At 67.0% G+C, this 21,978-nt stretch carries 19 protein-coding genes; 6 read left to right on the top strand and 13 right to left on the bottom strand.

What is annotated here, in order from left to right:
• Nucleotides 1-61 precede the first annotated feature (61 nt).
• Both rplI and KBY83_RS01865 read right to left on the bottom strand, forming a co-directional pair.
• Nucleotides 62-520 carry a 50S ribosomal protein L9 gene (gene rplI, locus KBY83_RS01860; RefSeq protein WP_254960710.1) on the bottom strand — a complete coding sequence of 153 codons (459 nt, stop codon included), beginning with the start codon at nucleotides 518-520 and terminating at the stop codon, nucleotides 62-64.
• Nucleotides 521-584: 64 nt separating this feature from the next.
• Nucleotides 585-1,556, bottom strand: coding sequence for a fatty acid desaturase (locus KBY83_RS01865; RefSeq protein WP_255018049.1), 972 nt, complete (start codon nucleotides 1,554-1,556; stop codon nucleotides 585-587).
• Nucleotides 1,557-1,611: 55 nt separating this feature from the next.
• On the opposite strand from KBY83_RS01865, the gene KBY83_RS01870 reads away from it, so the two are divergent.
• Nucleotides 1,612-2,421, top strand: a complete 810-nt coding sequence (locus tag KBY83_RS01870; protein WP_254997710.1) for a hypothetical protein — start codon at nucleotides 1,612-1,614, stop codon at nucleotides 2,419-2,421.
• Here the strand turns inward: KBY83_RS01870 and KBY83_RS01875 are convergent.
• Nucleotides 2,406-3,311 carry a fatty acid desaturase gene (locus KBY83_RS01875; RefSeq protein ID WP_255018106.1) on the bottom strand — a complete coding sequence of 302 codons (906 nt, stop codon included), beginning with the start codon at nucleotides 3,309-3,311 and terminating at the stop codon, nucleotides 2,406-2,408. The two genes, KBY83_RS01870 and KBY83_RS01875, sit on opposite strands and share 16 nt — an antisense overlap.
• 130 nt (nucleotides 3,312-3,441) lie before the next feature.
• Between KBY83_RS01875 and KBY83_RS01880 the strand changes: the two genes are divergently transcribed.
• The 4 genes from KBY83_RS01880 (at nucleotide 3,442) to KBY83_RS01895 (ending at nucleotide 8,375) form a co-directional block, all read left to right on the top strand.
• On the top strand, nucleotides 3,442-4,710 hold the full coding sequence (locus KBY83_RS01880; RefSeq protein ID WP_255018050.1) for a methionine gamma-lyase family protein: 1,269 nt from the start codon (nucleotides 3,442-3,444) through the stop codon (nucleotides 4,708-4,710).
• Between the two features lie 67 nt (nucleotides 4,711-4,777).
• On the top strand, nucleotides 4,778-5,167 hold the full coding sequence (gcvH, locus tag KBY83_RS01885; RefSeq protein WP_254960702.1) for a glycine cleavage system protein GcvH: 390 nt from the start codon (nucleotides 4,778-4,780) through the stop codon (nucleotides 5,165-5,167).
• Nucleotides 5,167-8,088, top strand: a complete 2,922-nt coding sequence (gcvP, locus tag KBY83_RS01890) for an aminomethyl-transferring glycine dehydrogenase (protein WP_255018052.1) — start codon at nucleotides 5,167-5,169, stop codon at nucleotides 8,086-8,088. Before gcvH ends, gcvP begins: the two co-directional genes overlap by 1 nt.
• Before the next feature lie 80 nt (nucleotides 8,089-8,168).
• Nucleotides 8,169-8,375, top strand: coding sequence for a hypothetical protein (locus KBY83_RS01895; protein ID WP_255018053.1), 207 nt, complete (start codon nucleotides 8,169-8,171; stop codon nucleotides 8,373-8,375).
• 26 nt (nucleotides 8,376-8,401) lie between these two features.
• On the opposite strand, the gene KBY83_RS01900 is transcribed toward KBY83_RS01895, so the two are convergent.
• From KBY83_RS01900 to KBY83_RS01950, 10 genes are all read right to left on the bottom strand, one after another.
• The gene (locus KBY83_RS01900) at nucleotides 8,402-8,623 is read right to left on the bottom strand and encodes a hypothetical protein (RefSeq protein ID WP_106502698.1); all 222 of its coding nucleotides are present in this window, start codon (nucleotides 8,621-8,623) and stop codon (nucleotides 8,402-8,404) included.
• A gap of 224 nt (nucleotides 8,624-8,847) precedes the next feature.
• A complete protein-coding gene (locus tag KBY83_RS15350; protein ID WP_261354153.1) occupies nucleotides 8,848-9,561 on the bottom strand; it encodes a rubrerythrin family protein in 714 nt (237 codons plus the stop codon).
• A 91-nt stretch (nucleotides 9,562-9,652) separates the two neighbouring features.
• Nucleotides 9,653-11,458, bottom strand: a complete 1,806-nt coding sequence (locus KBY83_RS01915; RefSeq protein ID WP_255018054.1) for a diflavin flavoprotein — start codon at nucleotides 11,456-11,458, stop codon at nucleotides 9,653-9,655.
• Nucleotides 11,458-13,209: a diflavin flavoprotein gene (locus KBY83_RS01920; protein ID WP_255018055.1), complete on the bottom strand. Its 1,752-nt coding sequence runs from the start codon at nucleotides 13,207-13,209 to the stop codon at nucleotides 11,458-11,460. The genes KBY83_RS01915 and KBY83_RS01920 overlap by 1 nt, the downstream gene beginning before the upstream one ends.
• 108 nt (nucleotides 13,210-13,317) lie before the next feature.
• Complete coding sequence (locus KBY83_RS01925; protein WP_255018107.1) at nucleotides 13,318-13,731, bottom strand: Hsp20/alpha crystallin family protein; 414 nt, start codon at nucleotides 13,729-13,731, stop codon at nucleotides 13,318-13,320.
• An 82-nt stretch (nucleotides 13,732-13,813) separates the two neighbouring features.
• Nucleotides 13,814-14,278: a hypothetical protein gene (locus KBY83_RS01930; RefSeq protein WP_255018056.1), complete on the bottom strand. Its 465-nt coding sequence runs from the start codon at nucleotides 14,276-14,278 to the stop codon at nucleotides 13,814-13,816.
• A gap of 13 nt (nucleotides 14,279-14,291) precedes the next feature.
• Entirely contained in the window at nucleotides 14,292-14,798 is a 507-nt protein-coding gene (locus KBY83_RS01935) for an MEKHLA domain-containing protein (RefSeq protein WP_255018057.1), read from the bottom strand.
• Nucleotides 14,788-15,693 (bottom strand): SWIM zinc finger family protein, encoded by a 906-nt coding sequence (locus KBY83_RS01940; protein WP_255018058.1) that lies wholly within the window; start codon nucleotides 15,691-15,693, stop codon nucleotides 14,788-14,790. The genes KBY83_RS01935 and KBY83_RS01940 overlap by 11 nt, the downstream gene beginning before the upstream one ends.
• A gap of 4 nt (nucleotides 15,694-15,697) precedes the next feature.
• A complete protein-coding gene (locus KBY83_RS01945) occupies nucleotides 15,698-18,817 on the bottom strand; it encodes a DEAD/DEAH box helicase (RefSeq protein WP_255018059.1) in 3,120 nt (1,039 codons plus the stop codon).
• A gap of 10 nt (nucleotides 18,818-18,827) precedes the next feature.
• Nucleotides 18,828-19,226 carry a hypothetical protein gene (locus tag KBY83_RS01950; RefSeq protein WP_106502706.1) on the bottom strand — a complete coding sequence of 133 codons (399 nt, stop codon included), beginning with the start codon at nucleotides 19,224-19,226 and terminating at the stop codon, nucleotides 18,828-18,830.
• 62 nt (nucleotides 19,227-19,288) lie between these two features.
• Here KBY83_RS01950 and alaS point away from each other — a divergent pair, with 62 nt between their 5' ends.
• Entirely contained in the window at nucleotides 19,289-21,955 is a 2,667-nt protein-coding gene (alaS, locus tag KBY83_RS01955; RefSeq protein WP_255018060.1) for an alanine--tRNA ligase, read from the top strand.
• The last annotated feature ends 23 nt before the right edge of the window (nucleotides 21,956-21,978 follow it).

Raw genomic sequence — 21,978 nt, forward strand, 5'->3', positions numbered from 1 at the left:
CCGGTGGGGGTTCAACACACAAGCTGCCCTATCCCTGGGGTTTCAACCGGGGGCTCGGGCTTCAGAAGCTGGCGACTTCCAGGTTGAGCTCGGCGGTGACTTCGGGGTGGAGCTTCACCTGCACCTTGTAGGAGCCGGTGCGGTGGATTTCGGGCACCGTGATGTTGCGGCGATCCACTTCTTTCTTGGTGGCAGCTTCGATCGCTTCGGCCACGTCACCGTTGGTGACGGTGCCAAACAGCACGTCGTCGCCGCCGGTTTGCTTCTTGACCGTGAAGCGGCCGATCGTGTCGAGGGCGGTGCGGAAGGCGATCGCCTCAGCCTTGAGGGCAGCCTGACGCTCCGCCTCCTTAGCGCGGCGCGCTTCCACCTGGCGCAGCACAGCTGCAGTCACGGGCTGGGCCTTGCCGGTGGGAACCAGGAAGTTGCGGGCGTAGCCGGGGGCTACCTCCACCAGATCACCGTTCTTGCCCAGGCTGAGAACGTCTGCGTTGAGGACGACTTGAACGCGCTTAGCCATGGCAAATAAGTAGGAGATTGATCAAGACCCGATCCAACACCCTAAATCAGGGGGTGATTAGACCTTAGGTCTGCTGAGGCTCAGCAGCTGCGGGCAGGCGTACGTGCTTGGCCAGGCCCAGGAAGCGCATCAGGCGGATGTGCTGCCAGGTGAGATCGATTTGGGGGCCAAAGCCGTGGCGAGCCGAGTGGGGAAAGGCGTGGTGGTTGTTGTGCCAGCCCTCGCCGAAGGTGAGCGCCGCGACCCACCAGTTGTTCTTGGAGCCGTCACCGCTGTCGTGGGCAACGCTGCCCCAAAGGTGGGTGGCCGAATTCACCAGCCAGGTGCAGTGGTACACAACGACCAGGCGTAGGGGGATGCCCCAGAGCACCAGGGCCCAGCCACCAGCGCCCGTGGCGGTGCCGATCCAAAACAGCAGGGCCGCTAGGGGCGCCTGCAGCAACAGGAAATTGGTGTTCAACCAGCGGTAGTAGGGATCTTTGGCGATATCGCCGGTGAGCCGGGGCACGGCAGCCATGGCGGGGATGGCCTGGAGCATCCAGGCCATGTGGCTCCACCAGAAGCCCTTGAGGCTGGTGTGGTGATCCACTTCCGTATCGGAAAACTTGTGGTGGTGGCGGTGCAGGCCCACCCAATCGATCGGGCCGTGCTGGCAGCTGAGGGCGCCGCAGGTGGCGAAGAAACGCTCCAGCCACTGGGGCACCCGGAAGGCGCGGTGGCTGAGCATGCGGTGGTAGCCGATCGTCACGCCCAGGCAGGCGGTGACCCAATAGAGCACTAGGAAGCTGGCCACGGCGGGCACGCTCCAGAACTGGGGCAGCAGGGCAACCAGCGCCAGCACATGGATCACGGCCATGAAGCCGATGGTGACCCAGGGGGTGGTTTTCGACCCCTGGGTGCTAGCGGCCTCGCCATGGCGCGGCCGGTGCAGGGCCTCGGCGCGGCGCTCGCCGCTGACGCCTTGGTTGATGAAGGCGGGCTTGCGGGTGGCAAGGCGCTGGGTGGCTGGTGCGCTGGGACTAACTGGTGCGGCCATAACGGACCGACTCCGTACTGATCGGTAGAATGGTAGCAATACGGATCCATATCGCGTGGGGTACCGGGAAGATCTCCTATCGGGCCGGGTCGCTTTTGCCCATCTGATCAAGGTGTGGCATGAGCGCAACGGCTGGTCGCACCGGGTGTTGCCGGCCCTGGCTGAGGCCCTCGATCTGGGCCGGGTCCACAACTCCCAGCTCTCGATGCTGCGCAACGGCAAGCTGGCCTCCCCCGGCCCGGAGGTGTTCCTGGCCCTTGGTCGTATCAATCAGCTGCTGGCCCGCGAGGTGCGTGGCGGCAGCCTGGGCGACGGCCTGCGCCAGCGCCTGGCCGACAGCCCCGAGCTGGTAGCGGCCCTGGAAACCTCTGCCCTGCCCGTGCAGGACGAGGGCGCTCCGGTGCTGGGACCCGGCGAACTGCTCGAGGTGTTTGTGGGCCTGCGCCAGCCGCCGGTGGCCTTTGATCTGCGGATCGATGCGGCCGAAGCGGTGCCCTTGAGTGCGGCTTTGGCCCAGCTGTTCACGGCGGGGCGGCCCTGGCGTTTGTGCCGCGAGCCCGTGCTGGCTGCCTATCCGGTCGAGAAGCGGCAGCGGCGGGAGCGGTTTGCCGAGGTGATGGCGGGCCAGCGCGATTTTTCGGCAGCTGAGCTCGACAGCGAACTCCCTGATCTGCGCCGCACCCTGGCTCGGCTGGGGGCGACGGGCGAGGCGGAGCTGGAGCCGGATCAGTTTCTTGAGCTGCTGCGCCAGCAGGCCAAAGCGATGGGATTAACGGCCACCGGCGCCATGGCAAAACTGGATCTAGCAGCTGCAATTAGGCAGCAGATCCAGGCTCCGCCCGCCAGCCCTCAGGAGGGGTTGTAGCTCGCTTCCCGCACTCGCTTGGCCCAGCCAAGCTTGCGCAGCAGCTTGATGTGCTGCCAGGTGATGTCGAACTCAAACCAGCGCAGGCCGTGGCGCGCTGAATGGGGGAAGGCGTGGTGGTTGTTGTGCCAGCCCTCGCCGAAGCTCAAGATTGCCACCCACCAGCAATTGCGAGAGAGGTCGGGGGAATTGAAGTTGCGGTAGCCGCAGAAGTGGGTGGCGGAATTCACCAGCCAGGTGACGTGATAGACGATCACAAGGCGCAGGGGGATCGCCCAGAGCACCAGGCCTAAGCCGCCGCCATGGACGCCGGCCAGTTCGCCATACCAGTAGAGAGCGACGCCGAGCGGCAGCTGCAGCAGCAGAAACCAGCGATCCAGCCAGCGGTAGAAGGGGTCGCGCTGCAGGTCGCCGGTGAGCCGACCCACGTGTTGCAGGGCCGGGATTTCGTGCAGCATCCAGTCGCTGTGGGCCCACCACAGGCCCCGGGCCGCGTCGTGGTGGTCGTTGGGTTGGTCGGAATACTTGTGGTGGTGGCGGTGCAGTCCCACCCATTCGATCGGGCCGCTCTGGCAGGCCAGGGCTCCCATCAGCACTAGGAGGTGCTCCAGCCACAGGGGGGCATTGAAGCTGCGGTGGGTCAGCATCCGGTGCAGTCCCAGGGTCACCCCCAGCACGGTGGTCCAATAGAGCACCGCCAGCACCACCACGGCCTGCCAGCTCCAGAAGCGCGGCAGCAGGGCAAACACCGCCCCCACGTGCATCGCCAGCATGAAGCTGGTGGTGCCACCCTTGAATTTGCGCTGGCGGCCCGGCAGGGGTTGGCGCCTTTCGGATACGGCAGCGCGGATGCGCTGATCCTCAAGCGCGCTGGGTGTGGCCGCACCCAAAACTTGGGCCGAATCGGTGCTGACTACCAAGGAACTCTCCGGGTGGTGCTCGCCCGATTCACGCCTGGGCAGCGGGGGAAATCTAGCTAGGCGTCGCCCGGCAACATGGGACTCCCTGAGGGCTAGGCAGATGGCGGATGCAGCGGAGGCCTTGGCCCGTCGGGCCGCCGAGCGGGTGGCCGCTGCAGTGGCCTCAACCGCCGCTGCCGCCGCCCACCACACCAGCCAGGTGCAGCCGCGGCTGGCCCGGGTGCTTGAGGCTTTCGCCGCCGAGCGACTCGGCAGCCAGCACTTCGCTTCGGTGAGCGGCTACGGCCATGGCGATCAGGGCCGGGAGCTGCTGGATCGGGTGTTTGCCCGGGTGCTGCAGGCCGAGGCGGCGGCCGTGCGCCTGCAATTTGTCAGTGGTACCCACGCCATAGCAGCGGCGTTATTTGGTGTGCTGCGCCCCGGCGACCGCCTGCTCGCCCTCACCGGCCGCCCCTACGACACCCTCGAAGAGGTGATTGGCATCCGCGGCAGCGGCCAGGGCTCCCTGGCGGAATTCGGCATCGCCTACGCCGAGCTGGCGCTCACCGCCGCCGGCCGTGTCGATTTCGACGGCCTGGAGGACGCCCTGGCTATTCCTACCCGCATGGTGCTGATCCAGCGCAGTTGCGGCTACAGCTGGCGGCCGTCCCTGTCGGTGGCCCAGATTGGCCTGCTCTGCGAGCGGGTAAAAGCGCTCCAGCCCGGCTGCGTGGTGTTTGTCGACAACTGCTACGGCGAGCTGGTGGAGGCCCAGGAGCCCACGGCGGTGGGGGCCGATCTGATTGCCGGCTCCTTGATCAAAAACCTCGGCGGCACCATCGCCCCCACCGGCGGTTACGTGGCCGGCCGGGCTGAGTTGGTGGAGCAGGCCTGCTGCCGGCTCACGGCGCCGGGCATCGGCGGCGAGGGGGGCACCAGCTTCGACCTCAACCGCCTGCTGGCCCAGGGACTTTTCCTGGCTCCCCAGATGGTGGCTGAGGCCCTGATCTGCAGCGAGCTGGTGGCGGCCGTCTTCTCGGATCTGGGCTACGCGGTGCAGCCCCTGCCCGGTGCCCCCCGCAGCGACGTAATCCAGGCGGTGCGGCTCGGCGATCCCGAGCGGCTCAAAACCGTTTGCCGCGCCTTCCAGGCCGCATCACCGGTGGGCGCCTACCTCGATCCGGTGCCGGCGCCGATGCCCGGCTACGCCAGTGCCCTGGTGATGGCGGGCGGCACCTTCATCGACGGCAGCACCAGCGAGTTTTCCGCCGATGCGCCGCTGCGGGAGCCCTACGTGCTGTTTGCCCAGGGCGGCACCCACCGCGCCCATGCCCAGATCGCCCTGGAGCGGGCTCTGGTGGCACTGGCTCAGGCAGGTCACCAGGTCTGATTCCGCCGATCTCACCGCCGTTTATCGCTCCATTTCCGACAGAATGGCGCGTACTTGGTGCTCTGCAATGGCGCTCCCCATCCCCGGTGATTGCCGCTATGCCGACAGCCACGAATACGTGCGCCCTGAGGGCGAGAGGCTGCGGCTGGGCCTGAGTGCCTTCGCCGTCGACCAGCTCGGCGACATCGTGTTTGTGGAGCTGCCCGCAGTGGGCGCCAGCCTTGTTCAGGGCGCCAGTTTTGGCAGCGTTGAATCGGTGAAGGCGGTGGAAGATCTGCTGGCGCCGGTGAGCGGTGTGGTGCTGGCCCGCAATGAGGCGGTGCTAGCTAGCCCGGAGGAGCTGCAGAACGATCCCTACGGCGAGGGTTGGCTGCTGGTGCTCCAGCCAGCTGATCCGGCCCAGCTCGCTGGACTGCTGGATGCGGCCACCTACTCCGCCAAGGTCCAGGGCGCCTGATGGGCACTGCGGCCGCACCAGGCCTTTCCTTTATTGGGCGCCACATCGGTCCGAGCGCCGCTGAGCAGCAGCGGATGTTGGCGGAACTCGGAGCGTCCAGCCTCGAGGCCCTGGCCGCCCAGGTGGTGCCCGCCGATTTGCTTCTAGATCCGGCGGCCTCGGCGGCGGGTTTGCCCGAGCCCTGCAGTGAGGCCCAGGCCCTGGCTGAACTTGCCGAGATCGCTGCGGCCAACCAGCTGCAGCGCAGTTTGATCGGCCAGGGCTACTACGGCACCGCCACGCCGGCGCTGATCCAGCGCCAGGTGTTTGAAAACCCCGCCTGGTACACGGCCTACACCCCCTATCAGGCTGAAATTGCCCAGGGCCGGCTTGAGGCCCTGCTGAATTTTCAGACCCTGATCAGTGAGCTCACCGGCCTGCCGATCGCCAATGCCTCCTTATTAGATGAGGCCACCGCCGCCGCTGAGGCCATGGCCATGGCTAGCGCTGTCTGCAAGCGCACCGGGGCCGGCCGCTTTCTGGTGGATCGGGCCGTGTTCCCCCAGACCCTGGCGGTGCTGCAAACCCGGGCCGAGCCCTTGGGCATCCAGCTCGAGCTGGTGGCAGCCGAGTCGCTGTCTGGGGCCACCCTGCCAGCGGATGCTTTTGGTTTGCTGATCCAGCTGCCTGGCCGCCAGGGCCGGCTCTGGGATCCCAGCGAGCTGCTGTCTAGCGCCCGCCAGGCCGGGGTGATCACGGCTGTGGCGATCGATCCCCTGGCCCAGGTGCTGCTGGAGCCGGTGGGCCACCTCGGCGCTGATATCGCCGTCGGTAGCGCCCAGCGCCTGGGGGTGCCGCTGGGTTTTGGTGGTCCCCATGCCGCTTTTTTTGCCACGGGCGAGCAGTTCAAGCGCCAGATCCCCGGCCGCCTGGTGGGGCGCTCGCTGGATGCGGCAGGCCAGCCGGCCCTGCGCCTGGCCCTGCAGACCCGCGAACAACACATCCGCCGCGACAAGGCCACCAGCAACATCTGCACCGCTCAGGTGCTGCTGGCAGTGATGGCTGGCTTTTATGCGGTGCACCATGGCCCCGATGGCCTGGAGGCGATCGCCCGGCGCTTGCTCAGCCTGCGTGCGGCCCTTGTGGCTGGCTTGGAGGCCCTCGCTCTGCCGGTGTTGTCGGGCCAGGGTTTTGACACGGTGTGGCTGCCCCTGCCGCCGGATCAAGCCGAGGTGCTGGTGGCCGCTGCCCTGGCGGCTGGCTTCAACCTGCACCAGGCAGAAGATGGCGTTGGCATCAGCCTTGATGAGCTGAGCAGCGCCGAGGAGCTGGAGCGGCTGCTGCGGGAGCTGGCTGGGTGCGCTGAGCCCTGGCGGGAGCTGGGCAAAAGCCCGCCTGCTGGCCCGGCCATGCCCCTGCGCCAGCAGCCTTGGTTGCGGCAGAGCGTCTTCCATCGCTACCGCAGTGAAACCGAGCTTTTGCGCTACATCCAGCGCCTTTCAGCTAAGGATTTATCGCTGGTGCACGGGATGATCCCGCTGGGTAGCTGCACCATGAAGCTCAATGCCGCCGCCGAGCTGGCGCCGGTGAGCTGGCCGGCCTTCAGCCAGCCGCACCCCTTCGCCCCGGCTGAGCAGGCCGCAGGATACCAGCTTCTGGCAGCGGATCTGGAGCGCTGGCTGGCGCTGATCACCGGTTTTGCCGGTGTGTCCCTGCAGCCCAATGCCGGCTCCCAGGGGGAATATGCCGGCCTGCTGGCGATCCGGGCCTGGCACCGCAGCCGAGGGGAAGCCCATCGCACCGTTTGCTTGATTCCCACCAGTGCCCACGGCACAAACCCAGCCAGCGCCGTGATGGCCGGCCTGCAGGTGGTGGCGGTGGCCTGCGATGAGGCCGGCAACATTGATCTCGCCGACCTGGAGGCTAAGGCCGCTGCCCACGCCGAGCAGCTGGCGGCGCTGATGGTCACCTATCCCTCCACCCACGGCGTGTTTGAGCCGGCTATTCGCCGTATCTGCGAGCTGGTGCACGCCCGCGGCGGCCAGGTGTACCTCGATGGCGCCAACCTCAACGCCCAGGTGGGCCTGTGCAAGCCGGGTCTCTATGGCGCCGATGTCTGCCACCTCAACCTGCACAAGACCTTCTGCATTCCCCACGGCGGCGGCGGCCCCGGCGTGGGCCCGATTGCGGTGGCATCCCACCTACTGCCCTTCTTGCCGGGTGCCCCTGGCCAGGCTGGCGGGGTGGGGCCCGTGGCTGCGGCACCCCTGGGCAGTGCTTCGATTCTGGCAATCAGCTGGATGTATATCCGCATGATGGGCGGTGCGGGCCTGCGCCAGGCCAGCCAGGTGGCCCTGCTGGCCGCCAACCTGCTGGCCGAGCGCCTGGAGCCCCATTTCCCCGTGCTCTACCGGGGCGCTGGCGGGCGCGTGGCCCACGAGTGCATCCTCGATCTGCGGCCGCTCAAGCGCAGCTGCGGCCTGGACGTCGATGACCTGGCCAAGCGCCTGATGGACTACGGCTTCCATGCCCCCACGGTGAGCTGGCCAGTGGCGGGCACGGTGATGGTGGAACCCACGGAAAGCGAGTCGCTCGCTGAGCTCGACCGCTTCTGCGCGGCCATGGTGGCGATCCGCCAGGAGGCCGCGGCGCTGGAGGCCGGCAGCGCCGATCCCCTCAACAACCCCCTCAAGCGAGCCCCCCACACCCTGGCTGCCGTGACTGCTGACCACTGGGATCGGCCCTATACCCGCCAGCAGGCGGCATTTCCGGCTGGTGAGGATCAGCGCCAAGCGAAGTTTTGGCCGGCGGTGGCCCGGATCGACAACGCCTACGGCGATCGCAACCTGGTGTGCACCTGCCCGAGCATGGAGGAGCTGGCAGGGCAGGAGCTGGCAGAGCAGAAACTGGCCCAAGTGGTACCAGCTGCCACTGTTCATTAGTGCCGTCATGGCGCACACTGTGCGAGCTTGACTCCTGTTAACAGGCACAATCAGCGCTTAAGCCATTCATTCTCGGGACCATGAAGGGCAGCAACGACGGAACTGGAACTGGAACTGATACAGGAACGGGCCAGGTGCTGCGGGTGGAGGGCACAAACGTAGTGCGTGTTCCTTTTGGTGTGCGTCGCTCCCGCCGTCCCCGTCCCCAGCGCCCCGATCACTGGGCCACCCTGGTGCTGCCTTTTCACATCCACCACGATCCAACGCCACCTCCCCAGGCAGCTTGAAGTCGGGTTGGGCTAAATCAAGCTGCTTAAATTGCTTCGCCCAAGCGCCAATCAACTAGGGCTTTGACGTCAGCTAGGGAGCTGGCCGGTGCCCGAAATGGCAGCAGATGCATGGGACTTCGCTCGGGGCGCACCAGCCAGGTGAAATCGGCCTGGGGGATCAGCACGAACCCCCGATAACGCACCGTTGCCCGCACCCCGAGGGGATAGTTGCTGGTTGAGGCGATAGCGGTGCTGGCGCTGGCCATTCTTGGGGTCAAAACTGCAGCTATTGCAGCGGGCTGGCGGCAAATTCGCGGCCGTTTACTGAATTACTTTGGGATTGCCTTTACACCCTGCAAAAGGTCTGCGCGGATCTAGGCCTAGACCCTGAAACCCCATTGCTTAACTGGGTTTTTGCTCTGGACCTTTCGGCGTGGCAATTGGTTGAGATAGTGTTCTGTGCTACATAACTTGCAGCCCGGTTGGAGTATCAAACACCCAGAAGTTGGGGCTCCCGGTAAGGCACGAAGCTGGCCTTGCGGGCGCCGCAGATCGGGCAACGCCAGTCGTCGGGGATCGCCTCAAAGGGGGTGCCCGGAGCGATGCCGGAATCGGGGTCGCCTGCTGTGGGGTCGTAAATCATCGAGCACAGTTTGCAGATCCACTTGCCCGCTACGGGCTCATCTGCCTCTCCTGCCACCCCCTTGCCCTGCAGGGCTTCGAGGGCGATGCCGTAGCGCTCGGCGTGGTCCTGCTCGATCGGCGTCAGCAGGCCGAAGTTTTTGGCGGCGGTGCGAAAGATGCCGGCGTGCTGCTGTGATTCGTCGATCTGCTCCTGGAATTCAGCTGCGGCTTCGCCATCGCGATCGGTGCGGGCCTGGGCGGCAAACTCCGGATACATGGTCGTGTATTCGTAGGTTTCGCCCTCGATCGCCAGCTCCAGGCAGCGGCTGAGCAGGGCCTGCTTCTGCTCGCCGGAGAGGTTGGCGGGATCGTCGATGACGAGTTCGGGATGGAGCAGCCGGAAGTGGGCGAAGGCGTGCTCGGTTTCCTGGGCGGCGGTGTCGCGAAACAGCTTGGCCAGCTCGGGGTTGCCGACCTGCTTGGCCACCTCCGCGAAAAATAGGTATTTGCGATTGGCCATGCTCTCGCCGCCAAAAGCGGCTTCGAGATTGGCCTTGGTGTTGGGCTTGGCGATATCCATGGCTTGGCAGGTGTTGCGACTGACGGAGAGTTTAGCTTGCCCGAAGTCGAAACGACTATGAGTTAGTCGCCCTGGCGTGGCTCCGCGGCTCTCAGTAGTTGGCGCCGCTGCGGCGCTGGTGCACGGCCGTGGTGGCGCTGGCGTCGAGCACGCCGCCCTGGCTCACCTGGGCATACAGCAGCCAGTGGTCGCCGCATTCCATGCGCTGCTGCACCGTGGCTTCCAGCCAGGCCAGGGCCTCCGGTAGAAGCGGTTGGCCGCTGGGGCTGTGCTCCAGCTCCAGGCCGGCGAAGCGGTCGGCGCCTGGGGCAAACGGCTGCAAAAACTGCTTCATCGGACCGTTTTCACGCCCTGCGGCCAGCACGTTGAGAGCAAAGCGATCGCCGACGTGCAGCAGGGCCTCCACCGCCCGGTCTTTCGCTACGGCCACAGTGAAGCCAGGCGGTGAGAAGCTGGCCTGGCTCACCCAGCTGGCCACCATGGCGCTGCTGAGGCGGTTGCCGCCCTCCCCTTTGCTGGTGGTGAGTACGCAAAGGGAGCCCACCACCCGGCCCAGGGCCTGCACTGCTGGATTGCTGCGGCTCTCGCTGAGTCCGCCACTGGCGGTTCGGCGCTGCGCCTTGCGCTGTTCGCTCTGCAGTTGGCGGCCAAGGGCGGTGCCGGTTTCCTCGATGGCTTTGAGGCTGGCCGCATCGGGGCTGAACTTCACCTTGATCGGTTCAAAGGCGAAGTGGAAGCCGCCATCGCGCAGCTTGCTCTCCAGCAGATCCAGGGCTTCACCGCTCCAGCCAAAGCTGCCAAAGACCCCAACCGGCTTGCTGCGGTCGCCCTCGGCTAGCACCGTGCCCAGGGCTGACACGATCGGTGTGGGGGCATGGCCGCCGAGGGTGGGAGAGCCGATCAAGATCGCATCGCAGCTGCGGATCGCCGCCAGCAGCTGCTCAGGTGGCGTGAACTCGCAGTTGATGCTCTCCACCCGCACGCCGGTGCGGGCGACCCCCTGGGCGAGGGCATCGGCGATGGCGGCCGTGTTGCCGTAGGCGCTGGCAAACAGCAGTGCCACCGATAGGCGCGCCCGCTCCTGGGTTGCGCCCCAGCGGTGGTAGTCGTTGAGAAGGCTGCGCCAGCTCTCGCTGATCGCCGGACCGTGGCCGGGGGCAATGGTGCGGATGTCGAGGGCTTCGAGCCGCTCCACCACCGACTCCACCTGGCGCGCCATCGGTGCCATAAGGCAGTCGTAGAAGTAGCGGCGGTCTTCCTCACTGCTGCTGCGGTTGGCCTCAGCGAAGCTCTCGCTGCAGAGGTGGGCCGCGAAAAACTTGCCACTCATCAGCAGGCCGCTGGTCTCCTCGAAGGCCATCAGCGCCCCGGGCCAGCGGGGGGTGGGGGTGGGAATCAGGCGCAGCACGTGGCCGTCGACGAGGTTGCGGCTGGCCTCCTGCTTCACCACATCGATCCGAGGCAGCGCTGGGATCGGCTTGGGGGTTGTCTCGCTGCCGGGGGCGACCGGTTTCTGCAGGTTCCAAAGCTCTGCGAGCAGCTTGGCGCCGGCGTTGGAGCTCACCAGCAGCAGGTTGGGCCAGCGGGCCGCCAGTTGGTGCAACAGGGCTACCCGATTGGGGTTGACGTGACCCACCACCACCTTCAAGGGGGCCTCGGCCGGCACCAGCTTCGCCAGCTCCGCCAGGAAGGGCTCGGCAAAGGAGGCCCCGGGGGGATGGACCAGCAGGGGCACCTCCTGGAACAGGAAGCTGTTGGCGGTGGTGCCGCGCTCCAGGCCGTATTCCACCTCGAAGCGCAGCCGGGTGGGGCTCAGCCCCTTGAGGCAGATCAGCCCCGGCTCGATGGGGAGCTGGATGACGCGTCTGCTGGGGCCGGGCTCGGCAGGGCTGCCCATCAGTAGTGGTTCCCCACTTTGCGGTGGTGCACGGCGGTGCTGGCTTCGGTGTCGGCCACGTTCCCCTGCTCCACCTCGGCGTAGATGATCCAGTGGTCGGGGCCTTCGAGGCGTTGCACCACGCGGCAGCCCAGATAGGCCAGGGCATCACCGAGCACCGGGCCGCCCGTGGCGGCGCCCTCGAGGGTGCTTACCCCGGCGAAGCGGTCGGCGCCCGGCGGGAAGCGCTTGAGGAAATGGCGCAGCAGCTCCTGGTGGTTGTCCTCCCGCAGGATGTTGAGCACGAAGCGATCGTCCACCTGCAGCAGCGCCTCGATGGCCCGGTCTTTGGCTACCGCCACCGTGAGGCCGGGGGGCTCGAAACTTGCCTGGCTCACCCAGCTGGCCACCATCGCTGAGCTGCGCGTGCCCTCCGGTGTCTCCTGCCGCGCCGTCACCACATACAACCCCCCGGATAGGCGCCCCAGGGCCTTGTCGAGATCGGCATCGAGAGACTTCATCGCGGCGATTGTCTTCTCCTTGGTGAGCAGCTGGCCTAGGTCGGTGCCGGCTTCCTCGCAGCGCTGATAGTCGTTGCCGCCGGGCACCTGGCGCACCCGCAGCGGTTCAAAGGCGGTCTTCTGGCCGAGGCTGCGCAGCTGGCTGGCCACGGTGTCGATCGGCTCGTCGTCGCCGCCGAAGGCGTCGTAGCTGCCCACCCACTGCTTCGGTTTGAGGGCCGCTAACAATGTGCCGATCGAAGCTTGCAGCTCGGCATCGGGCCGGGCTGGCCAGGTGGGTACCACCACGGCGCTGGCTTCACCGATCAGGGCACTGAGCTCCTGGGCGTCGGTGGCGCGCAGATCCACCAGCTGCACTGCGGCGCCGGCCTTGCCGATGCCGCGGGCAATCGCCTGGCTGAGCCGGTCACAGAAGCCGTATTGGCTTAGATAGCAAACCGCCGCATAGTCCTCGCCGCTGCTGCGCTCAGAACTCCACTCGCGGTAGTCGCCCAACCACAGGCCGAGGTGGTGGCGCAGCAGGGGCCCATGGCCCACAGCCACTGTGCTGATCTCGGGCAGGCCATCCATGCGCTTCAAGGCCTGCAGCACGCTGCGGGCGTTGGGGCCCATCAGGCAGTCGTAATAGAAGCGAAAATCGGGGGCTATGGCGCCGGGATCGCTGTCGAACAGCTCCTTGGAGCAGTAGTGCAGGCCGAAGGCATCGCAGGTGTAGAGGATGCCGGTGCCGTGGTCGAAGGAAAAGATCGTGTCGGGCCAGTGCAGGTTTGGAGCGCTGAGAAACTCAAAGCGGTGGGCCACGCCACTGGTGGGGTTGGTGCCCAGATCGAGCTCTTCGCCGCTTTTTACCGCCCGGCTTTTGAAGGGCCGGTGCACCTGATTCTCAAGAAACTGGATCGCCACCTTGGAGCCCACGATCTCGATCTCGGGGTTGAGGTCGAGCAGGTGGCCAATCAGTCCCGAGTGGTCGGGCTCGGTGTGGGAAACGATCAGGTGATCGATTGCTTTGGGGTCGATCTGCTCCTGTAGCAGCGGCAGCCAGGTGTCCTCAAACTTGAGGTGGCTGGTGTCGATCAGGGCTGTGCGCTCGCCCCGCACCAGGAAGCTGTTGTAGGTGGTGCCGTTGCGCAGGCCAAACTCAATATCGAAGCGGCTGCGGTCCCAGTCGAGCGAGCGGATCGTGGTGGTGTCCGGTCCGATCGGCTCGCATTGCAGGCTCAGCCGGGCTGCGGTTGCGACGGCACCAACCATGGATCGATCCGCAATTTGCCCAACTTTAGGAAGCCCGCCCACAAAAAAGGCCCGGCGGGTGGGCCGGGCCTGGGAGGGGTCTCTTCTCTCGTGTCCGCTCGGCCCTGATCAGCCCTCCACCTGCACCTGCACGGTGGTGAGGTTCTGGGCCTTAGGTGCCGTCACGGTGAGCAGGCCGTCGCGGTAGTGGGCTTGCAGGCTTTCACGGTTGATGCCACCGGGAAAGCGGAAGCTGCGGCTCCAGGTGCCGTAGCGGAATTCGCTGATCAAGGAGGCCTGTTTGGCGACCGGGGAAGAGCCATCGGGGCTCGGCTGGCGGCGCTCGGCGTTGATCACCAGGCTGCGGTCGGTGGCCTTGACGTCGATCGAGGTTTTATCGACACCGGGAAGCTCCAGGGCGATTACGTAGGCGTCGTCGGTTTCGTGCACCTCGGCGGCCGGCACTCGCTCGGCGGCGGGACGCTCGGCAGCGCGCAGTTGTTGCTCGAGTAACTCGAAGGGATGTTGGTGCAGGGTGAGCATCGGATGTTCTCCGGGACACAGCCAATGTGCTGCGGCCAGCCGGGCGATGGCAGGGGGCAGACCGCCCGTTTTGGTTCGGCCCTTACGGCCCCGTTCGGTTGGCACCACTGGCAGGTAGGGGCAACCGGCAGCGCTGCTTTAAGGCGGCGATCACCCGGCCGATGGCGTCGGGATGGCCCTGCACGCTGAAGGCTTCCCGCTCCAGTTGCCGGTTGCCGTGGTGGTAGCGGGTGGTGAGGATGCCGCTGATCTCCTGCTCCACCACCGGGTTGAGCCGCACGCTCCAGCCCAAGGGCTGGAGCACGCCGGTGGGACAGCTCTGGGCTGCGTGAATGGCCTCATGCAGAAAAACCTGCCGGCCGATGCCTAGATCGAAGGCCACCGGCGCGATCCAGAGGGTGCGCGTTTTGGCTTGGAACAGCCCGTAGCTGCCGGGCACTGGCGGCGGGGCCAGCCGCACCTGAAAACCCCGCTGCTGCAGGGTTGTGAGCAGGGGCCTCAGCTCGGCGGGCAGTTGGGGCGGCGGCGCTGGGATGGTGGCGATCACAACAGGTATGCCTTCAGAACAGCCACCAGCGGCTGAAGCGGGCGGCTTGGCCGCAGGGCTGACCGCTGCCGTTGCGCAGGGTCCAGAGGCGGGCGGCTTCGATGGCAAAGCGGCGGCCGCGGCTGTCGATGCGGATGCCCCGGTAGCCCGAGATCGCTTCTTTGGCTTGGGCTGCCACCAACGCCTGGCGGCGGCTGGCCCGCTCGGCTAGCTCGGCGGTGAGCCGCGACGGCATGCCCACCATCTCGGGCCAGGGGCGCTGCCACAGGCGCAGGGCCGCCCGGTTGGCATAGATCAGCCTTGGCCCTGGCTCGCTGCTGGGATCGGCGCCGTCATGGGCCAGCAGCACCAGCTCGGCGGCAAACAGCTCCTGGGCTACCAGCAGGGGCGAGGCGTCGGCGGCTAGGCCGGCGATCAGGGGGGTGCCGAAGGCGCGCTGGTAATTGCTGAGCAGGCACAGGGCCAGGCTTTGGGCCGCCGGCGTTAGCCAGGGGGGCGGGCTGGGGAGCTCAGCTGTCATCACCGTTGGCCGGGCCCATGGCCTTGGCCATGGCCAGGGCCGCCAGCTGCTGGCCGTGGGCCTTGAGGTGCTCCAGGAAGTGGAGATTGGCCTCGGGGAAGCGGGGTTCTTCTGCCAGGGGCAGGGGACCGGCGGCATCGAGGCCGGTGTCGCCCTCCAGGGCTGGTGTGATCACCACCAGATCCGAATCGAGGGCTGCGCCATAGCGCCACCAGCGGTTTGGGTCCTTGATGGCTGGATGCACCGGCTGCAGCGCCACTGCGGCGACCGGATGGGAGCCCTGTTTGGCTGCAGCCTGTCTGGCCTGTTTTGCCAGCGCCTTGCGCCGCCGCTTGGCCAGGTCGGCCAGCAGCTGGGCCCGGGTGCGGCCGCGCAGCTGGAACAACACGAAGGGGTCTTCGCTGAAGCGATCGCCCATCAGGTAGTAAACGGCGCTGACGTGCTTGCAGGGGTTGGCCTTATCGGGGCAGCTGCACTCGCTGCGCACCTCCTGCAACTTGAACGGAAACAGGCGCTTGCCGCTGGCCGCGAAGGCGCGCTCTATGTCCTGGGGCATGACGCCGGCCAGCAGCTGGGCCGACCAGCGCGCCTTCTGGGTGAGGGCGTCGAGCACGTAGTTCCAGTCGTCGTCCTGGAGCACGTCGAGCCAGAGCTTCACCTTGTAGGGCTCCTCGTCGGTGCCCTGCACCCGGGCATGCACTCGCCGCCCCTCAAAGCGGATCGAGGTGACATTGCCGCTGCGGGCATACTCCCAGGCGCGCTCCAGGCGCTTTTTGAAGCGGTAGGAGTTGATCAGCTCCATCCACTGCTCCACCCACCAGGGCTGCTGGGCCAGGCCCTGGTCGCCGAGCTGGGTGTTGATGGCGCTGGCGTAGGTGGTGGGGGTGAGGGTCATGGCGTTAATCCTCTTCGCTCAGGGCCACTAGATCTTTGAGTTGGCCCACATCAAAGCCGCCGAGCCAGTCTTCACCGGAGCCGACGATTTCTTCAGCCATTTTTGACTTCTCCTTGATCATGCGGTCGATTTTTTCTTCCACCGAGCCGCTGGTGATGAACTTGTGCACCAAAACCCGGTTTTGTTGGCCGATCCGGTAGGCCCGGTCGGTGGCCTGGTTTTCCACGGCCGGGTTCCACCAGCGGTCGATGTGGAAGACGTGGCTGGCGCGGGTGAGGTTGAGGCCCACACCACCGGCCTTGAGCGACAGCAAAAACAGCTGGGGGCCGCGGGGGTCGTCCTGGAAGCGATCGACCATCGCCTGGCGCTCGGTTTTGCTGGTGCTGCCGTAGAGGAACGGCACCTCCTGGCGCCATTTGCGCTCCAGGTGGGCCTTGAGCAGTAGCCCCCATTCGGCGAACTGGGTGAACAGCAACGCCCGGTCGCCCGCTTCGATTACCTCCTCGAGGATCTCCTCGAGCCGCTGCAGCTTGCCGCTGCGGCTGCTGAAGCTGCCGTTGCCGCTGGCCAGCACGGCCTCGGCGTTTTCCTTCAGGGCCAGGGCCGGGTGGTTGCAGATCTGCTTGAGCTTGGTGAGCAGGGCCAGCACCTGGCCGTGCTTCTGGCCCAGCGGTGCCCGGGCGATGGCATCGAGGCTTTCGTCGACTGTCTTGTTGTAGAGCTTCTTCTGCTCGGGAGCCAGGCCCACCCATTCATTGAGCTCCACCTTCTCCGGCAGGTCGGAAATGATCGACTTGTCGGTTTTGAGGCGCCGCAGGATGAACGGCCCCACCCGGCTTTTGAGATCCCGCAGCGACGACATGTCGCCGTACCGCTCGATCGGCAACCGGTAGCGCTGGCGGAAGAAGGGCTCATCGCCGAGCACCTTGGGGTTGAGGAAATCCATCAGCGCCCACAGCTCGCTGACGCGGTTTTCCACCGGCGTGCCGGTGAGGGCAATCCGGAAGCGGCTGCCACCTTTGCCGCCGCGGCTGGGGCGGGCCAGGTCCCGGGCCGCTTGGCTTTGTTTGGCGGTGTGGTTTTTGATCGCCTGGGCTTCGTCGATCACCACCCCCTGCCAGTCGATGCTTTCGAGCAGCTCGCTGTCACGCTGCAGCAGGCCGTAGCTGGTGAGCACCAGATCCACGCCCTTAAGGGCTTTTTTGAGAGCCTCGGGGCTGCTCGGTCGCCGCGGGCCGTAGTGCTCCCTCACGCCCAGTTCGGGGGTGAAGCCGTGGGCTTCGCGCTTCCAGTTGGTGAGCACCGAGGTGGGCGCCACCAGCAGCACCGGTCGTTTGAGTTCGTCTTCGGCCTTGAGGTGCTGCAGGAAGGCCAGCAGCTGGATCGTTTTGCCCAGGCCCATGTCGTCGGCTAGGCAGGCGCCTTGGTCGAAACGGTGCAGGAAGGCCAGCCAGCCCAGGCCCCGCTCCTGATAGGGCCGCAGCTGGCCGGAGAAGCCAGGTGGGGCGGGCAGGGGGTCGGGGGCCTTCTGCTGGTGGTATTGCTCCAGCACGGCCTGCAGCCGGGGGCCGGCATCGAAGTGGTGCACCGGTAGCCGGTGGAAGGTGTCGCCTTCGCTGGCGGTGAGCCGTAGGGCGTCGTCGAGGCTCAGGCCCGGATCGGCGCCGCTGAATTTCTTGGCGTTCTTGAGATCGAGGGGCCGCAGCTCGATCCAGGCCCCCTTGTGCTGCACCAGTGGGCTCCGTTTGGTCTCCAGGCGATCCAGGTCCCGCAGGGTCAGGGTGACGCCGCCGATCATGAATTCCCATTCCCAGGTGAGTGTTTCGCCCAAGGTGAAGCCGCGCGATTTCTCAGGCAGCTCGGCCTTGATCGACAGGCCCAACCGGCTGGCCAGGCCCCCTGCGAGGCTGGCCGGCAGCACCACACCCACGCCCACATCGCGCAGCTGGTGGGCGCCGGTGCGCACCAGCACAAACGCCTCGGCTGGCGTGAGCTGCATCGTTTCCGGGGTGGCCGAATCCAGCCCCCGCACGATCGGTTCAAACACCGTCAGGGCCCGGCCCATGCCCTCAAGCAGCAGCTCGCTCGGTTGGGGCACAGCCACTTCGCCCATCTGCAGGCCCCGATCGCCGGCGGCCCAGACGGCGGCGGCTGGCACCCGCAGGCTCGGGTCGGCTTCCGCCTGCAGCCCGAAGCGCAGCTCCCACAGCTCCTCGCCCTCGGCGGGGGTGAACAGCTCCAGGCAGGTGCGGGCTGGCTCCACCTTGCCCGCCACCCCTTCGCGCCAGTGGTGGGTGGCGATGCTGAGCCGCTCCAGCTCCTCCTCGCCCAGGCTGAGGCTGCCATCGCCTTTGCCCAGGGCCTTCTGCCAGGCCGCCAGCAAGGGATCGAGCCCGCCTGCGCTGGCACTGAAGCCCACCCGCAGCTGGCCATCGAGCAGGGCTTCCAGCAGGCTGGCCACCCGCAGGCGCCCGCTGCCGGGGCGGCGGCAGGCCAGGGAGGGGTCGCCGCTGGGGCCGGCGGCCAGGGCGCAGGTGGCCACCTGGGGCAGGCCGCTGGCCAGGTCTTCGAGGCGGCGGCGGTCGTCTTCGCGGTTGAGCAGGGGCAGCCAGCGGGCCTTGCCCTCGGCGATCTGGGGCAGCCAGCGGCCGCGGGCGATCAGGCTCAGGGCCCAGCGCTGTAGGTGACTCCACCAGCGCAGCTCGTCGGCCATCTCCGGGTGCTCACCAGCCAGGGGTATCTGGCTGAGCCATTCGCCCGCGTTGGCAGCATCGAGGGCCCAGCCCTCCACCTGCCAGGGCCACCATTCGAGCTGTTTGGGAATCGGTTCGCCGGCCTGCAGGGGCAGGCCGCTCCAGGTGCTGGCACTGGTGCGGCGGCCCTTGGCGGCCTGGTTACGGCTGGGCAGGGTCAGGGTGGCCCGGGCTGGGCGCAGGGCCTCCGACCACAGCCCGTTGTCGTCGAGCCAGGTGGCCAGGTCGTCTTCGTTGAGGGCCAGTGGGTGCTCTGGGGCCTCCAGCTTTGGCACGGCAGGGGTCGCCACCCGCCAGGTGTCGGCCCACAGGAATAGGCGGCCGCCCGAACCCTCGGGGGGAAACAGCCAGGTGGCGTGCAGCAGGCTCATGAACCCGGCCTTACGGCCGTCGGGCGGGCAGGAGGCGTGGTGCCAAGCGCTGCGCTGAATGCAGCACCAAAGCGCTGCCGATCAGCGGCAGCCAGAGCGGCAGCCACCCGCGGATCAGCGCCATCATCACAGCTGGTAGGCCCGATGTCAGCTCTAGGGGACTGCCGAGGCTGCGAATTCCACACACCGCACCCACCAACCCCGCCTGTAGGTGGCTGTCGTCGGGGTCGACTCGTTGCAGGTGAAAGGCCAGCAGGCCATAGAAAAAGCCGCAGCCCGCCGAGCGCAGGGCCGGATCCAGCCCTGCTGCCACCAGCTCTGGCAGGCCCGCGACGGCACCGGCGGCCAGGGCCCAACCGATCGATTGCAACCTCAGCTGGTCGCGGGGCTCGCTTTCGGCCACAGACACGGGGGTCGGGTGAGGTCCTTTGCTGGGCGATCATGGCCTGCTAAGGGTTGTAATGCTTCGCCATGGCCGTCACAGCACATACCGGTTGTCCTCGCACCGGTGCTGAGATTCGCGCCGCCTTCCTCGACTTTTACGAGCAGCGGGGCCACAAGCCGATGGCGAGCGCCTCGCTGATCCCGGACGACCCGACGGTGCTGCTCACCATTGCCGGCATGCTGCCGTTCAAGCCGGTGTTTCTGGGTCAGCAGCCACGGCCGGCGCCGAGGGCCACCAGCTCCCAGAAGTGCATCCGCACCAACGACATCGAAAACGTGGGCCGCACGGCGCGGCATCACACGTTTTTTGAGATGCTCGGCAACTTTTCCTTCGGCGACTATTTCAAGGAGCAGGCGATCCAGTGGGCCTGGGAGCTGAGCACCGGGGTATTCGGGCTTTCGCCGCAGAATCTGGTGGTGAGCGTCTTCCGCGAAGACGATGAGGCAGGCGCTATCTGGCGCGACGTGGTGGGGGTGAACCCCAAGCGCATCATTCGCATGGATGAGGCCGACAACTTCTGGGCCTCAGGCCCTACCGGCCCCTGCGGCCCCTGCTCGGAGATCTACTACGACTTCAAGCCCGAACTCGGCGACGACGGCATCGACCTGGAAGACGACTCGCGCTTTATCGAGTTCTACAACTTGGTGTTTATGCAGTACAACCGCGACGCGGAGGGCATCCTCACGCCGCTGGCCAACCGCAACATCGATACGGGCTTGGGGCTTGAGCGCATGGCCCAGATTCTGCAGGCGGTGCCGAACAACTACGAAACCGATCTGATCTACCCGCTGATTGAAACGGCGGCGGGCCTAGCTGGGGTCGACTACCGCGGCCTCGACGCCAAGGGCCAGACATCGCTCAAGGTGATCGGCGACCACAGCCGTGCCATCACCCAGCTGATCTGCGATGGCGTGACGGCCTCCAACCTGGGCCGCGGCTACATCCTCAGGCGCCTCCTGCGCCGCGTCGTGCGCCACGGACGACTCCTCGGCATCGACAAGCCTTTCCTGACGGTGATGGGTGAGGCGTCGATCGCCTTGATGCAGGTCGCCTACCCCCAGCTGCTGGAGCGCCGTGAGGTGATCCTGGCCGAGCTCGCCCGCGAGGAGGCCCGCTTCCTGGAAACCCTGGAGCGGGGCGAGAAGCTACTGGCTGAGGTGCTGGCAGCGAAGCCAACCCAGATCAGCGGCGAGCAGGCCTTCGAGCTCTACGACACCTACGGCTTCCCGCTGGAGCTCACCGAGGAGATCGCTGAGGAGCAGGGGCTCACGGTGGACCTGGCCGGTTTTGAGGCGGCGATGGAGGCCCAGCGCCAACGGGCCAAGGCCGCGGCGGTGAGCATCGACCTCACCCTGCAGGGGGCGATTGATCAGGTGACAGCCGCTGCGGCCGCCACCGCCTTCAAGGGCTACGAGGCCCTGGAGCACCCCAGCTGCGTGCTGGCCCTGGTGGTGAACGGTGAGCCGGCGGAGCGTGCCGTGGCGGGGGATGCAGTGCAACTGGTGCTCGACTCCACCCCCTTCTATGGCGAAGGTGGCGGCCAGGTGGGCGATCGGGGCGTGCTCTGCGGCCAGGGGGCCGATGGAGCCGGGGTGATCGTGGCGATTGATGGCGTTAGCCGCAACCGCTCAGTGTTTGTGCACAGCGGCCGCATCGAGCGCGGCAGCCTGGCCATTGGCGAGCTGGTGAATGCCCAGGTGGACCGGGCCTGCCGCCGCCGCGCCCAGGCCAACCATACGGCCACCCACCTGCTGCAGGCGGCGCTTAAGCAGGTGGTGGATCCCGGTATCGGCCAGGCCGGCTCGCTGGTGACCTTTGATCGGCTGCGCTTTGATTTCCACTGCCCCCGGGCCGTGGCGCCGGCTGAGCTGGAGCAGATCGAGGCCCTGATCAACGGCTGGATCAGCGACGCTCACCGCCTGGAAGTGCAAGAGATGGCGATCGAGGCCGCCAAGGCCGCTGGAGCCGTGGCGATGTTTGGCGAGAAGTACGCCGATGTGGTGCGGGTGGTGGATGTGCCCGGCGTGTCGATGGAGCTCTGCGGCGGCACCCACGTGGCCAACACCGCCGAGATCGGTCTGTTCAAGATCGTGAGCGAGGGCGGTGTGGCTGCCGGTATCCGCCGCATCGAGGCGGTGGCAGGCCCGGCGGTGCTGGCCTACCTCAATGAGCGCGATGCGGTTGTGAAGCAGCTGGGCGAGCGCTTCAAGGCCCAGCCCGGCGAGATCGTCGAGAGGGTGGCGGCTCTGGCCGATGAGCTCAAGGCCAGCGGCAAGGCGTTGGCGGCGGCCCGCGGCGAGTTGGCGCTGGCCAAGGCTTCAGCGCTGGCGGGCCAGGCCCAGGCTCTCGGGGAGTTCCAGCTGCTGGTGGCCCGCCTTGATGGCGTCGAGGGTGCCGGCCTGCAGAGCGCGGCCCAGGGCCTGGCCGATCAGCTCGGCGCTGGCGCTGCCGTGGTGTTGGGCGGGCTGCCCGATCCGGCCGATCTGGCCAAGGTGATTCTGGTGGCGGCCTTTGGCCAGACGGTGATCGCGGCCGGTCCCAAGGCTGGTGCCTTCATCGGCGCGGTGGCCAAGGCCTGTGGCGGCGGCGGCGGCGGCCGGCCCAATTTGGCCCAAGCGGGCGGTCGGGATGGTGCAGCCCTGGATGGGGCCCTGGAGCAGGCCAAGGCGCAGCTGCGGGCTGCGCTCGCTTGAGACCTGCCTCAGCCAAGCTGTTG

Source organism: Cyanobium sp. WKJ7-Wakatipu (assembly GCF_024345355.1).
Lineage (GTDB): Bacteria > Cyanobacteriota > Cyanobacteriia > PCC-6307 > Cyanobiaceae > Cyanobium_A > Cyanobium_A usitatum.

Coding starts and splice junctions, on each gene's coding strand:
- rplI (WP_254960710.1), bottom strand. CDS start 520: ATGGCTAAGCGCGTTCAAGTCGTCCTCAACGCAGACGTTCTCAGCCTG.
- KBY83_RS01900 (WP_106502698.1), bottom strand. CDS start 8,623: ATGGCCAGCGCCAGCACCGCTATCGCCTCAACCAGCAACTATCCCCTC.
- gcvH (WP_254960702.1), top strand. CDS start 4,778: ATGGCGCTCCCCATCCCCGGTGATTGCCGCTATGCCGACAGCCACGAA.
- KBY83_RS01895 (WP_255018053.1), top strand. CDS start 8,169: ATGAAGGGCAGCAACGACGGAACTGGAACTGGAACTGATACAGGAACG.
- KBY83_RS15350 (WP_261354153.1), bottom strand. CDS start 9,561: ATGGATATCGCCAAGCCCAACACCAAGGCCAATCTCGAAGCCGCTTTT.
- KBY83_RS01935 (WP_255018057.1), bottom strand. CDS start 14,798: ATGACAGCTGAGCTCCCCAGCCCGCCCCCCTGGCTAACGCCGGCGGCC.
- KBY83_RS01940 (WP_255018058.1), bottom strand. CDS start 15,693: ATGACCCTCACCCCCACCACCTACGCCAGCGCCATCAACACCCAGCTC.
- KBY83_RS01865 (WP_255018049.1), bottom strand. CDS start 1,556: ATGGCCGCACCAGTTAGTCCCAGCGCACCAGCCACCCAGCGCCTTGCC.
- alaS (WP_255018060.1), top strand. CDS start 19,289: ATGGCCGTCACAGCACATACCGGTTGTCCTCGCACCGGTGCTGAGATT.
- KBY83_RS01925 (WP_255018107.1), bottom strand. CDS start 13,731: ATGCTCACCCTGCACCAACATCCCTTCGAGTTACTCGAGCAACAACTG.
- gcvP (WP_255018052.1), top strand. CDS start 5,167: ATGGGCACTGCGGCCGCACCAGGCCTTTCCTTTATTGGGCGCCACATC.
- KBY83_RS01915 (WP_255018054.1), bottom strand. CDS start 11,458: ATGGGCAGCCCTGCCGAGCCCGGCCCCAGCAGACGCGTCATCCAGCTC.
- KBY83_RS01880 (WP_255018050.1), top strand. CDS start 3,442: ATGGCGGATGCAGCGGAGGCCTTGGCCCGTCGGGCCGCCGAGCGGGTG.
- KBY83_RS01920 (WP_255018055.1), bottom strand. CDS start 13,209: ATGGTTGGTGCCGTCGCAACCGCAGCCCGGCTGAGCCTGCAATGCGAG.
- KBY83_RS01945 (WP_255018059.1), bottom strand. CDS start 18,817: ATGAGCCTGCTGCACGCCACCTGGCTGTTTCCCCCCGAGGGTTCGGGC.